Source organism: Streptosporangium nanhuense, from assembly GCF_059358815.1.
Window position 1 is genome coordinate 14,018 of record NZ_JCADBG010000048.1, and the last position, 14,036, is coordinate 28,053.

Genomic DNA, 14,036 nt, shown 5'->3' on the forward strand with positions numbered 1-14,036 from the left:
CTCCGGCCGGGCCCGGAAGGGTCCGGCCGGAGCCGTTCTCACGTGGTCGCCTAGGATCGCCCCCGTGGAGAACCCCGCCGTCGAGGACGACGGCAGCGCCCGAAGGGACAGCCGCCGATGAGCACCCCCGACCGGATCGAGACGGAGATCGCGGTGATCGGCGCGGGGCTGATGGGCTCGGCCACGGCGTGGGAACTCGCCCGCCGAGGTCACGCCGTCACCCTCATCGAGGCGTACGACGTCGGCCACCGGCGCGGCAGCTCGCACGGCACGTCACGGATCTACCGCCGGGCCTACGCCGACCCGGAGTACGTGCGCCTCACCGGCCTGTCCGGGGAGCTCTGGCGCGAGCTGGAGCACGACACCGGGACGTCGCTGCTCCGCGTCACCGGCGGCGTCGACCACGGCGCGGAACGCGACCCCGAGGGGCTCGCCCGCCTGCTGGCGGAGGCGGGCGTGCCGCACGAGCTGCTCTCGCCGGGCGCCGCGGCCGAGCGGTGGCCGTTCATGCGCTTCGAGGGACCGGTGCTGCACCACCCGGAGGCGGGCACGGCCGACGCCGACGCGACGGTGGCCGCCGCGACGAACAGGGCGGCCGAGCTGGGCGCCCAGGTGATCACCGGCGTACGGGTCACCGGCGCGGAGCCGCTGCCCGGCGGACGCGTCCGGCTGCGCACCGAGGGCCCGGAGGTGACCGCCGCCACCGTCGTCGTCGCCGCGGGCCCCTGGCTGCCGGAACTCGCCGGGCTACTCGGCGTGCCGGTGGGGTTGCCCCCGCTGCGGGTGACCCAGCAGCAGGTCTTCCACTTCCGCTCGCGCGACCCGGAGGCCCGCTGGCCCATCTTCGTCCACACGGACGGCCCGCAGATCTACGGGCTCCCCTCGGGCGGCGACGGCGGCTCCCCGCCCGCGGTCAAGGTCGCCCAGCACGACTTCGGCAAGCCCGTCACCGCCACCACCAGGGACGGCGTCGTCGACCCGGCCTCCCGCGCCGTGGTGACCGACCACGTCCGGAGGTTGCTGCCCGGCCTCGACCCCGCCCCGGTGGCCGAGGCGAGCTGCCTCTACACCATCACCCCTGACGAGGACTTCGTCCTCGACCGCGTCGGCCCCTTCGTCATCGCCTCCCCCTGCTCGGGCCACGGCGCCAAGTTCGCCCCCCTGATCGGCCGGATGACCGCCGACCTCGCCCTCGGCCACACCGACCCCCACCCCCGCTTCGCATTGCGCCGCTTCACCTGAAGGATCTGCCCCGCGCGCCAGGCTGAGAGGGTTCCCACCTGGGCAGCTCACGCGGCCCCTTGGGCGGTCTCTTCGAGCCGCCGCCGACCTTCCCCCGGAAAGGGGAATCAGACGGTGGCGTGCCTCCCGATCGTCTCAACGGGCCTGAGGTCAGGTGGATGATCGATGATCGGGGAAGGCCGGTGCCCAGGGATGCGTGGGAAGGTGGGCACCGGCCTTCCGGGACGGTCCGCCCATCGGCACGGGGGCGCTCGACGGCGGACTGGTCCTGAAGGGCAGAGCGAAGGCGACGGCCTTTCCGGGCGCTCCGGTCGCGCACATCCGGGTCGGATACGCCTGGCAGCGGCCCCCGGACAGCAGATGCACGAGTAGCAGTCCCCGGCCGTGCTCCTCCCACAGATCAAGGCCAGGCTTGTCACCGCGGGAACGGAGCCGATCGAGGATCGCGGGAATGTCACCGAGGTCTCGGTCGCCGTCGACGACCTCACACCAGGCCGGGCTGCCGTCCACAAAACGACGCGCAGCTCAAAGGGCCCGCGGGCGTGCTCCTCTGCGTTGGCCGCCAGCTCGGCCACGGCGCTCTCGGCGTCACCCAGAGCCTCGGCGTCGACCCCCGCCCTCGACAACACCTCGTTGAGCAGGATTCTGGCTCGTCGCGAGGCGGAGCCGGGAGGCAGTACGCGCACCATGACATGCCAGCCGTCGGAAAGGCCGGCACCGGTGGGCCGGAATCCAACGCCGAGTGACTGCGGGACCGAGCCGTACCTCTCGGTGTTCTTCGACGAGTCGTCGCCCGCTGAGCCGGTGGCCGCCACGATCACTTCCATCACCTCGTCCGCAGGGAGGTGTGAGAGCCGGGATGAAGGGCTCTCACCTGCGATCGAGCATGCCCGGCAGAGGCGCGAGGGCGAAACGACCGTGTGTGGCACTTCCGTTGCACTTACGAGGAACCAGAAGAGGCGGGTGTGTTTCGATAGGCCGAAGAAAGGAGTGAAGCCGTGTTCACAGTGCGTGAATGGACAGGCAGGGAGGCTCGCGCACTTCGAACGGCCAAGCGGTTGAGCGTGCGGGCCTTCGCCGATCACCTGGGCGTGGCCGTGCGGACGGTGTCCAAGTGGGAGGCTCACGGCGTGAGCATCCGGCCTCGCCCGGACACCCAGGCCGTGCTCGACACGGTGCTGACTCAATTGACCGCGGCCGAGCGGGTGCGTTTCCAGCGGCTGCTTTCCGACGCCGGGATCCTCGTGCCGGTCCGTGACGCCTGGCCCGTTGACTGGGACTACGAGAGCTGGACCGACGACCTGGAGCGGTCCGCGATCTCGCTGAGTCATCAGGACTACCAACTGGCGGACACTCTCCTCAACCGCTGGCTTGCGAGGTTTCCGGCCGACGACCTGGACGCCCGGGGTCTGTACCTTCACGCACGCTCGCTGGTGCTTCTGGGAGACGCCCGGCGAGATCAGGGATCGTTGACCGGCCCACTTTCCGCACGGCGTTCCTACCGCCAGGCGATGTCCATCTTTTCCGAGCTGGAGATTCCCCGCCGGGTGGCACAGGTCGAGCTGTCTCTCATGGTGATCGCCGAGATGTCCGGAGATCTACGTACCGCCGCGCAAGGCTATGAGGCTCTGGCGGCGGATGAGCGATTGAGCCCGCGCGATCGCGCACGGTCCCGGCTCTGGATCGGTACGGCGTTGAGCAAGGCGGGCGATCACGACCGCGCCGTACGGATGATGGACAGCGCCATTCACCAGTTCGACGATCTCGACGAGGTCGAGGACTGGTCGGTGGCTCACCAGAAGCTCGCTCTCGCCCATCGCGGGGCAGGCGAACTGGACCAGGCTCTTCGCTACATGGACGTCGCCCTGACCAACGGCGTCGGCGAGGCGCCCTTGCAACGCGTACGGCTGCGGACGGCTCACGCGCACATCCTGCTCGGCGACCGCGCCACGAGCGATCAAGGACTCGCACTCCTGGACCAAACGGCGCGGACCGCGACCCGCTATGGTCTCGCGCACCAGCTCGGCAGCATCAGGACAATCCTTGAGAACCACCACCGTTGAAGGAGGACCCGTGACCGACGAGCGAGCCGCCGTCAGCGACGAGCAGTGGGCCGACGCCGAAGCGATATGGGACTACCACCGGATGCACCACGAGGTTCGGCCCTGCTCGGCCGCGATCGGGCTCGGCAGCCACGACCTGGGGGTGGCCTCTTTCGCCGCTCGCCTCTATCACGCCGGCCTGTTTTCCACCCTGGTCTTCAGCGGCGCCACCAGCCCCACCACCGCCGCGAGGTTTCCCCGGGGAGAGGCCGTGCACTACCGGGAACACGCGATCGGGCTCGGCGTCCCCGAAGAGGTCATCATCGTGGAGCCCCGCGCCCGCAATACCGGCGACAACATCGCCTTTTCCCGCGAGCTGCTGACGCCCTTGGGAGTCGACTCCGTCCTGTTGATCTCAAAGCCGTACATGGAACGCCGCGCCTTCGCGACCTGCCGCAGGGTCTGGCCCGAGGTGGATGTGGTGTGCGCCTCCGAGCCTCTTGCTTTGGACGACTACGTGAAATCCATCGGCGACGAGCGTCTGGTCGTCGACATGCTCGTCGGCGACCTCCAGCGCGTCATCGAATACCCCGGGCTCGGTTTCGCCGTCGAGCAGGACGTCCCCGGTCACGTGCGGACCGCTTACGACCGTCTGCTGCGGGCCGGATTCGTCAGCCGTCTCATGCCCACCGACGGACGGGCAGGCGAGTGATCGATCCTCCCGCCGACGCGGCCACCGCGCACCGGGCTGGAGGACGTTCTCGTGCGGCTCCTTGAGGTGTGACCAGTTCGTCGAGCGAGTGCGGTCACACCGTTCGGCGGTCGTGGGCGGTTCCGTCGCGGGACCGGTGCGGTCGTGATCTCACGCGGACCGCGTCGTGGGTCAAGCCACGGGAACCGTCGGGCGGCGGAAGTCGACGTCCGGGCCGCCGAGGAGGTACTGGGTCTGCGCGGCGGCCGATTCGTGCGGCTGGCCGAGCTCCGGACGACCGGCCTCGTCGAGGCGGCGGAACTGCTCGGCGTCGAGGCTCACGTCCAGCGCGCCGAGGTAGTCCTCCAGCTGCGCGGGAGTGCGGGGGCCGATGATCGGCACGTACCCGACGGTGGCACGCGCGGCGAGTTCGCGGAGCCATGCCGTCGCCACCTGGGCCGACGGGACGCCCAGCTCACCCGCGATCGCCTGGAGCTCGTCGACCACCCGGGTCTTGCGCGCGCTGTCCTCGGTGTGGACGAGCCGCTGCCAGTCGGTGAGCCGGCCCGCTTCGCCGGTCCGGTACTTGCCGGTGAGCAGCCCACCGGCGAGCGGTGACCACAGGGCGGCCCCCAGGCCGAGCGCCTCGGCCATGGGCAGGATCTCCCGGTCGGCCGTGCGCTCCACGAGGCTGTACTCGAACTGCACGGCCGCGATCGGCGCGTAGCCGCGGAGCTCGGAGAGGGTGACGGCGCGGGAGGTGCGCCAGGCGGGGAAGTTGGAGAGGCCCCCGTAGAGGATCTTGCCCGCGCGGGTCAGGTCGTCCAGGCCGCGCACGATCTCCTCGACGGGGGTGACCGAGTCGGGGAAGTGGACCCACAGCAGGTCGATCCGGTCGGTCCGCAGCCGCCTCAGGCTCCCCTCGACCGCCTGGACCATGCTCTTGCGGCTGTTGCCCGTCCCCATCACCCCGGCTGCCAGGTCGAGACCGTTGGAGAACTTGGTGGCGAGCGTGAAGCGATCGCGCCGCCCGGCGAGCAGCTCTCCGAGGTGTTCTTCGGACTCTCCGAACTGGTAGGCGTCGGCGGTGTCGATGAAGGTGCCGCCCGCCTCGTCGAACCGGTCGACGATCCTGGCGATGTCGGCCGTGTCACTGCCCGAGCCCCATCGGGTGCCGAAGGTGCCGGTACCGAGCGCGTACTCCGACACCCGCAGGCCGTTGTTGCGGCCGAAGGTCAGATATCGCACGAGTGAACCCCCTGTGTCTGGAACGGCCGGGACGGAAGATCACACGGCGAGCGCGTGTCCGTCGACGACACGATGTAAAACGATCGATTTACTTACCGACCGTAGTGCACGCGAGGAGCAAAGTAAAACGATCGCTATACTTAGGTGTGATCACATCACCAGACGCCGAGACCTCCGGAGGCCGGGGAGCACGCGAGCGGATCCTCAGAACCGCCGCCAGGCTCTTCTACGAAGAGGGCATCCACGCCACCGGCATCGCACGGCTCACCAAGGCCGCCCACGTGTCGACGCGCACCTTCTACCAGCACTTCCCCAGCAAGAACGCGCTCGTCGAGGAATATCTGCGCCGCTTCGAAACGGAGGAGGCGCTGCCGCCGGAGCGGCAGCTGGACCGCACGGACCTCGGCCCCGCCGAGCGCCTGCTGGCGATCTTCTGCACCGGCCCGCAGACGTCCGTCGTACGCGGTTGCCCGTTCCACAACGCGGCCGTCGAGGCCGCGGGAGAGATGCCGCAGGCCGCCGAGGTGGTGAAGCGGCACAAGGCGAACTTCCTGCGCAGGCTCGTCGAGACGGCGTCCGAAGCGGGCGCGCGGGATCCGGAACGGCTGGCCCGCCACCTCGCCGTCGTCTACGAGGGCGGCAGGGCACTCGCGACCTCGTGCGACGACCTCCGAGCCGTCGAGGACGCCCGGCAGATCGCCGAAGCCCTTCTCCAGGAGCAACTCCGGTAGAGGCCGATGCGGGTAACCGTGTGGCTTGGTCAACGCTTTCCAGCCCTTCGAAGTCGCGACTGTACGTTCACCGATGGCTCTGGCACGGCTGGGCGCGGTTGATGTCCCACTGTCCACACGACGATCAGGGCCGATAACGATGTCGTTTGAACGGCATGCGGATCGTGCCGCCCGCCCCCCGTAGCCCTTGTCCACGGAAGTCTTCGCGCTGGCGCCGGTCAAGGCCCCGATCAGGCCGACCGTGGAAGCGACAGTCACGTCGTGTACGGCTCCCGGCCGTGCCGGCGAAAACCCACACCAGCTGCCCCATGGGATCGACTGACACTTACATGTTCGTTCCATGCCGCTCGTGTTTGCCGCTATCGCACGACTGCTCATCGGTAAGGCGATCCGCGCCGATGAGCTCGGCCGACGAATCGACGTGTAGCCGAGCAGTGAAATTGAGACACCGTAAAACGGCGGCGAAGCTCCCGGTTGGAGCATTAAATCTTGGTCGGCCGCTATTTTATCGGGAGCATTCTCTCATCCGCTACCGCGAGGCGTGAAGCCTCGCCGACCAGGACCGCCAGGTTGGAGATGACTCAGTGTGCAACCGCTGAGAATCAGCGGTTGCACACGCTTCTCACAGAGAGTCTTTTATCCTTCTCACCCGCGACTCGGGAGCGGCGATGTGGAGCCACTTGAACCGAGATCGCTCAGCGACCCGTTCGGCAGCGGCCTGCATGTTCCCCTCCGTCGGCTCACCTGTTCCGAGTCATGACTTCAGGGTGAAAAGATTCGCGAGCGGCGCCACCAGCCGCCAAGTACAGGAACCCGATGGCACCGCTGGTGTCCGAGTCATAAGGGACCTCAAAATACGCGAGGCAGGGTGAGATGTTCACTGAACAGCCTGGAGACGGCGTGTTCGAACGGCTACACATGCACCGCGCGAGCACTCGTGGATTTCACTCCCGTGCACCCCGTGAGACGGACTACGGCCGGGACAGCGGTCCAGGCTTCGCAGGCGTGAAGTGCACGAGTAAGACAGCGGCGTCACCGCGTCTTCTCCTTGAGAAAACGGCCCACTTCAAAGGCGTTCAACAACCATGCCGGAATCGAGGATCGCGTGCCCTGCCCCTACTGCGCGTAGCCTTCTCGCGCCACAGTCACTCTTAGTAAACTTTTGCACACCTAAATGATCTTTACTTTTACGTTGACCTCATGCGAAGATCACCCGGTTTGATCAATTCGATCATGAAAGGCCGGAGTGAACACACACCGACCAAAAACCGGCGCACTATCCCGCAACTACCGCCGTACTTCCCTGATAGTCGCTCTTGGACTGTCAACCTCCTTGATGGCAGCACCCGCCGTCGCCGAACCCTTTTCTTCTCCTACTGCTCCTACGGCAACGTCGACAGTGGCTCCCGACCCGGTGGGCATCGCACGGCAACAGGCGAAAAAGCAGAACAAGCGGGTCGAGATCGAGTCCTACCGAGCAGAGAACTCGACTACCTTTGCCAATCCCGATGGCAAAACGCTCTACACTGAACTACACTCCACCCCCATTCGGGTCCAGAAAAACGGCGTTTGGCAGGCGATCGACACCACCTTGGTCGAAGAGGGCGGTGTCATCAAGCCCAAGGCGGTCAAGGGTGAGCTGACCCTGTCGGCGGGCGGAAACACCGCGCTGGTGAAAGCCCAGAGTGACAAGGGCAAGGCGGCGATCTCGGCCACCGGCAAGCTGCACAAGCCACAACTGTCCGGCAACACCGCCACCTACCCGTCGGCCTACGGCCACGGCGTCGACTTGGTCGTCACCGCCACCCCGACCGGCTTCTACCAGGAGATCGTGATCCGCCAGCGGCCCACCGCCGCGATGAAGGCCCGAATCAAGGTCGACCTGCCCGCGGGCATGAGCTACGACAAGGACTCCTCCGGCCGACTTACCCTGCTCGCCGACAAGGGCAACAAGAAGATCGCCGATCTCGCCGCAGTACCGATGACAGACGCGGCCGCGTCGAAAAACATCGAAGCCGGCCGGACCGGCACCGCGGCCATCGCGGTCGAGCACAACGCCACCGGGCAGACCCTTGTGATCACCCCCGACGCCGGGTTTCTCGCAGATCCCGCGGTTGTCTACCCGGTCACCGTGGCCGCCGCCTCCGACACCTGGACCGGCACCGGCATTGACGGCGACACTTTCGTCAACAACGCCGCCTACCCCACCGGTTCCACCAACAACGCCCTGAACCGAATCATCGTCGGCAAGTCCAACAGCGGCACCGTCACCTGGCGGGGCTACATCCGCTTCAACATCAAGGGCACTCCTCTTGAGGGCGGCACCATTGACCCCGCCGCGGGTGGCAACGCCGACCTGCGGCTGTGGAACTACGACACCAACAACTGCAGCGACACGAACACCGCGGGTATCGTCGCACGACGGATCACCAGTGACTGGTCGATGTCCGACTTGAGGTGGAACAACCAGCCGTCGATCACCTTCAATGGTCAGGACGCCAACCGCGGCGCCTACGGCGTCAATTGCCCGGAAGGCGAAGGGGAGCTCTATCACACCATCGAGCCCATGGTTCAAGCTTGGATGAACGGCGCTCCCGACTACGGCGTACAGCTCAGCTCCGCCAGCGAGGACGTGCCCACCAACTGGCGTTGGTACCGCTCATTCGAGTACGGCGGCTACGACGGCTGGCCGGGCGAACCCCGCGGCCCCGTCCTGTTCATCAGCTACACGCCTCCGCCAGTCACGGAGGAGATCCACTTCCTCCGCGACTATCCAGGGGACCAGCCCATTCCCTCTACGTCGTACGCGGAGGAGAAGGCGTGGGCGGAATCATCCGTCTACGACGGCGAGACGGCTCCGGGCCGCACCGTCACCCCGGAGGCCGCGCAGGAGGCTGCCGCTGCCCGGGGGAGCTCGGTCGACCTCAACGCAATGGACGCGTCTTACCCGAGTGGACTCACCGACGAGGAACTGGTCGAGGGGTTCGACCCGGAGCCCGATGGCGACACAGGAACGCCTCCAACCCCGAATCCGGTGCCGACTCCGCCTGCCCCGGATACGGTCCTCAACGCCAATCCGTACTTCGAGACGGACATCGCGCCGTGGACGGTTACCGGCGGCATCCTGGACAGGTCCACGGACAGGGCTCATGAATCCAGTGGAACCGCCTCGGCAAAGGTCACCGTGGCGGAGGGCAGCGAGGTCTCGGTCCGCTCCGAACCCGGTATTCCCATCCGGTGGAACTATCAGCACGCAACCTCCGGGTGGTTCTATCCCGTGGGCGGGAACGTCACCGTCCAATGGGGTGTGGACTGGTTCAACGCGGCAGGGAGCCTGGTCGGATCGAGCATGACGGAACACACCCTGACGGGTGACACATGGGCCCCGATCAACGCGACCGAAGCCCCACCGGCGAACGCTGTCACGGCGCAGCTTCGGCTGTCGGCGACAGCCGATCCCGGAACCCCGGTAACCCTGTACGCCGACGAACTGAAGCTTCTCAGTCACGGGGGAACTACTCCAGAGCCAGGCGAAGAACACACCGTCACGCTGCCGCTGGAGGACGACGCCTGGATCGACAGCACAGAGTCTTTCGACGACACCAGTGGCACCTTGTGGTCGGGCACGTACGACAGCAACTACAAGATCGCCGAGCGCACGTACCTGCGCTTCGACACCACCGCCATCGCCGGAAAGCAGGTCACCGCGGCAGTGCTCCAGTTGTGGAACGTCGACTCCTACGGTTGTGGAGACAGCGACTCGGGGATAATCGCCAAGCAGATCACCGCACCGTGGAGCACCGGCACGCTGACATGGGCTGGCAAGCCCGCCAGCACGAGCGTCAACGAGGCAACCGCCCGCGATCCCGAACCATGCCAGGACGATCCGCCGGTCGATGCTGCCTGGAGGTGGCCGGTGACCGGTATCGCCCAGGCGTGGACCTCCGCGCAAGCCAACCACGGCTTGGTCCTGCAAAGCGCCGACGAATCGGCCACGGCACCGCTCTTCGACAGGGGATTCAACTCGTCCCGGTCAGGAGCAGACGAGGAGCGCCTTCCTAGATTGACTGTGACCTACATCGACAGCCCCGGCTCATCTCCGACGCCGACCCCGACGCCCCCTGGTGGATCTGACACCACACCGCCCGAGGTGGTGGAGGTCAGCCCGGCCAACGACACCGGCAACGTGCCAGCGGACGCGAACGTGACCGCACGGTTCAGCGAACCCGTAACGAACGCCCAGCTCTCGCTTATCGACATCTTCACCGAGGAGGAGGTCTCCGGCACATCAAGCATGAGCGCGGACGGCAGGCTGCTGACCTTCACTCCCTCTACCCTGCTCGACAGCTACTACTGGGCAGAGGTAAGCGGCGCGAGGGACGCAGCCAGCAATACCATGATTGACACGCACACGTGGTGGTTCACGAACTACGAGTGGAGTTCTGCCACCGAGGCCGCGCGAAAAGCCGCCCCCACGGCCCTTGTCGCCGACAAGCTAAGGATACGCGGAGCGGATACGGATAAGGGGCAGGCGTCCGTCTCCACTGACGAACCCTCCCTGCTGATCAACGTGCCGGACTCGCTCGGCCCGTATGCGTCAGTGGCGGTGGAAATTGCGCATACCCCCAGCAGCCCGACCCAGGGCAGGGGGGTCATCTGGACAGGTAAAGCGGACACTCGGGAAGGGGCATCGCGAGCCGCCGCCGAGATCCAGGTGCCCGCCGGGAAACTGAAGAGCGGATGGCAGGTCCGCTGGCGGGCTCGGGTGTCGGTGGCAGGAGTCGGCGGCGACTGGTCAGAGTGGCAGCCGTTCACGGTTGAGGCCACGACCGATCGACGCCGGACCACCGAGAACTCGACTGTATCCGCAGCGGACACGACGGCAGACGAGATCAAGAGGTTCCTTCCCACGGACAAAGATATCGCCAAGCCCGTCACCTTCTCCGAGTGTCAGGCTGCTCCTACAACCAAGTCTTGGGTCGGATACACCAAGAATCGGTTCGCATACTGCAATGAAGGTCCGTGGGTAAGCCGCTTCCGGAACAAGATCGGCAATGTCGAAGGTCCGCCGATCGGGGAGGTGCTCGGCAGGCGGCTGATGCGAGTAACAACAAGTCAGACTGGCCGCGAATTCGAGGTCACCACTCATATCTGGATCACCAGCAGTTCCGGGGTCCTTGCCAATACACCGCATAAGTTCTATACCAAGGTGGACGACCCCAGCGGCAACGACGCCTGCGATCGCGTGTCCACCACAGGGATCACGCTCTACGCCACGCCCGACCAGTGGAGGGCAGCAACGCAGGAATGGCAGATAACCGAGCGCTTCCGAACCGATGTCGCGGAGGGCCCGGACAAAATCGGTTCCTGCACGATCACTCCTATGCTCGCCCGTAACTACAAGGGCCTGCACAGCGCACCTGGACACCGGTCCTTCACCGTCAGGTGTGACACATCGTCGCTCATCTCGTGGCACAACAGGGACTCAAACAAGAACCTGGTGGGTGGTTGCGTAAGTATGGACGCGATCCCCGCACAGTCTCTGGCCAGGAACGACGTGAACGAAAAGAATGTCAAGGTCGACCAGGTGTACGACCACATCAAACGGGCGCTGACCCCTGGCTCGCACACCAATCCCGCCCGCGGCGGTGTCGCTTTCCCCGACCTGACCCAGGCCAAGGCAATTCCTGGCGGTACCCCGCGCAACCCCCTGACGCGCTCAAGATACTCGCCGGACCGCAACGCCAGTCAGGCCCTGTCACACGCGGTCTGCGTACTGGAGTTCGGGGAGTCTGTCACCAGACAAAAGGACCTAGAATGCGACGAGTTCCCATTCGCAGCAACCGAGCAAGGTTCCGCATTCGCCAAGCCACGACATAATTTTTCCGTGCAAATGCTCAGCAAAGCTCAGAATCAGGGGTATGGGAAGGTACTGACCGCCTGGTACTCCAACAACCGAATTCTTAGAACCGACAAGTTCTACATGCGACTCAAGTAAGCCAGGAGCCGCCGGTGGCCCGCGCCCGCATTACAGGCGTGGGCCACCGGCCCGGTTCCCCGAAAAACAAGAGATGCGATGACCATCCTCACCGAACATTCCGACGGAATAGAAGTACAAGACTTCTTCGGCTTCGCGGACCTAGAGGCCGCCAAAGACCTGCGCCCCATGCAGCCTGGCATCAGGGATATGAGGGAGCCCGATCTGGGCCGGCGGATAGCCACGGGGCCGAACGCGATCATCGTGTACGCGGAACCCGACTCCAGGGTCTACGCGCGCTACGAACTATGGGACGGCCCTGCCACCATCGCCCCGGCATGGGAGGAGCTGTGGACCGGCAGTCTTTTCATGGCATCCGGCCGGATCTGCGGGGTGGGTAACTACATGGGCGAAATGAGGTACTACCCGGATTTTGACCTGGGTCAGGAGATGACACTATGGCGCACGCGCGTGTGCTCGAAGCTCGTCGACAACGATCGGGACCCGGGCTTTCCCCGCGACATCTATCGGATCAACCTTTTTACGCTCCAGTTCTGGCTGCCGCAGGACTGTTCCCCATCATGTTGATCACCGCCGGCACAAGTGCACGTTCACTCGGGCCGACATCCGGTTGCGCCGGACACGCCTTCGTCATGCTGGACGGCACGCTCGTCCCCATCGACCAAGTGGCCACCAGCCGCTCCTGCCACTCCGGCATCCATAAGACGCACGGCATGCACATCCAGGTGCGAACGCGTACTGAGAACCTGGTGCATCCTGCGTGAACTCCACGCTCTCACGGCGGCCGGAAGGCTGGTGTCGCGCCTCGTCCGGCGCGTACGGTGTTCGGCGCGGCGGGCGGATCCGGATGAACGGGGGTCGAGCGGATGAGTGCTGAGGAAAGGCTCGAAAGGGCCAGGTTGTTCTACGAACGCGCGGTCTTCGACGGTGAGGCCGGGGTGCTGGAGGTGGCCGACCGGGAGCTGGACGCGGTCGAGGCCGGCCTCGCGCTGGCCCGTGGCCGGATCATGCACGCGCGCTTCTTCGAGGACGGGAACGAGGATCCGCGCGAGCTGGCGCTGTTCGAGCGTGCGGCGGAGCTCTACCGGGCGCTCGGCGACCCGCGCGGCGAGAGCGAGTCGTTGCTCTGGGTCGGCCTGCTCCACCAGGTCGTCCGCGGGGACCACGACACCGCGGTCCCGTTCCTCGAACGGTCGCACGAGCTCGCGGCGCGGGCCGGTGACAAGCTGCTGATGTCGTACGCGCTCCGGCACCTGGGGACCGCGGAGCACGCCGCCGGGCGGCTGGAGACGGCGCGGGAGCGGCTGGAGGAGTCGGTGCGGCTCCGCCGGGAGCTCGGCTTCCTGCCGGGCGTCGCCGCGAACCTGGTCGGGCTGATCTACATCGCCGCCGCGCAGGGCCGCCGCGACGACGCGCTCGCGCTGGCCGAGGAGGGAGGCGCCCTCGCCGAGGCCTGCGGGGCGAGGAACATCGCGCGCCAGATCGAGGAGGCCCGCACCCGCGTGTAGGCGGACCTCGCCGCCGTCGAGGAAGACCTGTGGCGGTCGCGGCCGTCTCCCGGCCCGGGTCACCGGGAGACGGCCGTCGGGCCGCGTCACCTCAGGGGCTGGAAAGCCCCTCGCCGGTCACCTCAGGGGTTGGACAGCACCTCGTCGAGCTTGGCGGCGAACGCCTCGTGCTGGGTGCCGAAGGCCCCGTGGTCGCCGGGGAACATCACGTGCCGCCCGCCGATCTGCTCGGCGACGACGAAGGAGGCCCGGTAGGGCGGCTGCCCCTCCGACTCCTCGCCGGCCACCATCACCACGCGCGCCGAGGAGACCCGGAGCGCGTCGACGTCGGGGAGGTAGCTGACGAACGGCGGCACCTCGTAGCCGATGAAGAACTCGGTGTTCTTCTCCATCCGGGCCATCGCCTCCGCCATCTCGGGGGTGGGCTCTCCCTGCTCCCCGTGGGTGGCCGCCTCCTCGTGCTCGTGGCCGGTCCTGTCGAACCCGGTGGCGAACGCCTGCATGGCGGCTCCGGTGCCCTCCTCGGCGAAGGCCTTCTCGACGTCGCGGATGACGGCGCGCCAGCGGTCGCGGTCG

Annotated in this window: 8 protein-coding genes and 2 pseudogenes; 8 read left to right on the top strand and 2 right to left on the bottom strand. The window is 66.7% G+C overall.

Features of this window, described 5'->3' with window-relative positions; translation table 11 throughout:
• Positions 1-117 precede the first annotated feature (117 nt).
• The 3 genes from AC5L38_RS42845 to AC5L38_RS42855 all read left to right on the top strand — a co-directional run bounded on the left by AC5L38_RS42845 (position 118) and on the right by AC5L38_RS42855 (position 3,996).
• Positions 118-1,242: an FAD-dependent oxidoreductase gene (locus tag AC5L38_RS42845; RefSeq protein WP_495248561.1), complete on the top strand. Its 1,125-nt coding sequence runs from the start codon at positions 118-120 to the stop codon at positions 1,240-1,242.
• Between the two features lie 998 nt (positions 1,243-2,240).
• A complete protein-coding gene (locus AC5L38_RS42850; protein WP_495248562.1) occupies positions 2,241-3,305 on the top strand; it encodes a hypothetical protein in 1,065 nt (354 codons plus the stop codon).
• Positions 3,306-3,315: 10 nt separating this feature from the next.
• The gene (locus tag AC5L38_RS42855; RefSeq protein WP_495248563.1) at positions 3,316-3,996 is read left to right on the top strand and encodes a YdcF family protein; all 681 of its coding nucleotides are present in this window, start codon (positions 3,316-3,318) and stop codon (positions 3,994-3,996) included.
• Between the two features lie 171 nt (positions 3,997-4,167).
• On the opposite strand, the gene AC5L38_RS42860 is transcribed toward AC5L38_RS42855, so the two are convergent.
• Positions 4,168-5,223, bottom strand: a complete 1,056-nt coding sequence (locus AC5L38_RS42860; protein WP_495248564.1) for an aldo/keto reductase — start codon at positions 5,221-5,223, stop codon at positions 4,168-4,170.
• A 146-nt stretch (positions 5,224-5,369) separates the two neighbouring features.
• On the opposite strand from AC5L38_RS42860, the gene AC5L38_RS42865 reads away from it, so the two are divergent.
• The 5 genes and pseudogenes from AC5L38_RS42865 to AC5L38_RS42885 all read left to right on the top strand — a co-directional run bounded on the left by AC5L38_RS42865 (position 5,370) and on the right by AC5L38_RS42885 (position 13,460).
• Positions 5,370-5,954 carry a TetR/AcrR family transcriptional regulator gene (locus AC5L38_RS42865; protein WP_495248565.1) on the top strand — a complete coding sequence of 195 codons (585 nt, stop codon included), beginning with the start codon at positions 5,370-5,372 and terminating at the stop codon, positions 5,952-5,954.
• Positions 5,955-7,290: 1,336 nt separating this feature from the next.
• Complete coding sequence (locus AC5L38_RS42870; protein WP_495248566.1) at positions 7,291-11,952, top strand: DNRLRE domain-containing protein; 4,662 nt, start codon at positions 7,291-7,293, stop codon at positions 11,950-11,952.
• A 78-nt stretch (positions 11,953-12,030) separates the two neighbouring features.
• A complete protein-coding gene (locus tag AC5L38_RS42875; protein WP_495248567.1) occupies positions 12,031-12,519 on the top strand; it encodes a hypothetical protein in 489 nt (162 codons plus the stop codon).
• A gap of 56 nt (positions 12,520-12,575) precedes the next feature.
• Positions 12,576-12,686, top strand: a pseudogene (locus tag AC5L38_RS42880) (IS5/IS1182 family transposase); the annotation flags it as partial.
• 132 nt (positions 12,687-12,818) lie between these two features.
• The gene (locus AC5L38_RS42885) at positions 12,819-13,460 is read left to right on the top strand and encodes a tetratricopeptide repeat protein (protein ID WP_495248568.1); all 642 of its coding nucleotides are present in this window, start codon (positions 12,819-12,821) and stop codon (positions 13,458-13,460) included.
• A 122-nt stretch (positions 13,461-13,582) separates the two neighbouring features.
• Here the strand turns inward: AC5L38_RS42885 and AC5L38_RS42890 are convergent.
• Positions 13,583-14,036: pseudogene (locus tag AC5L38_RS42890) on the bottom strand (hypothetical protein); the annotation flags it as partial.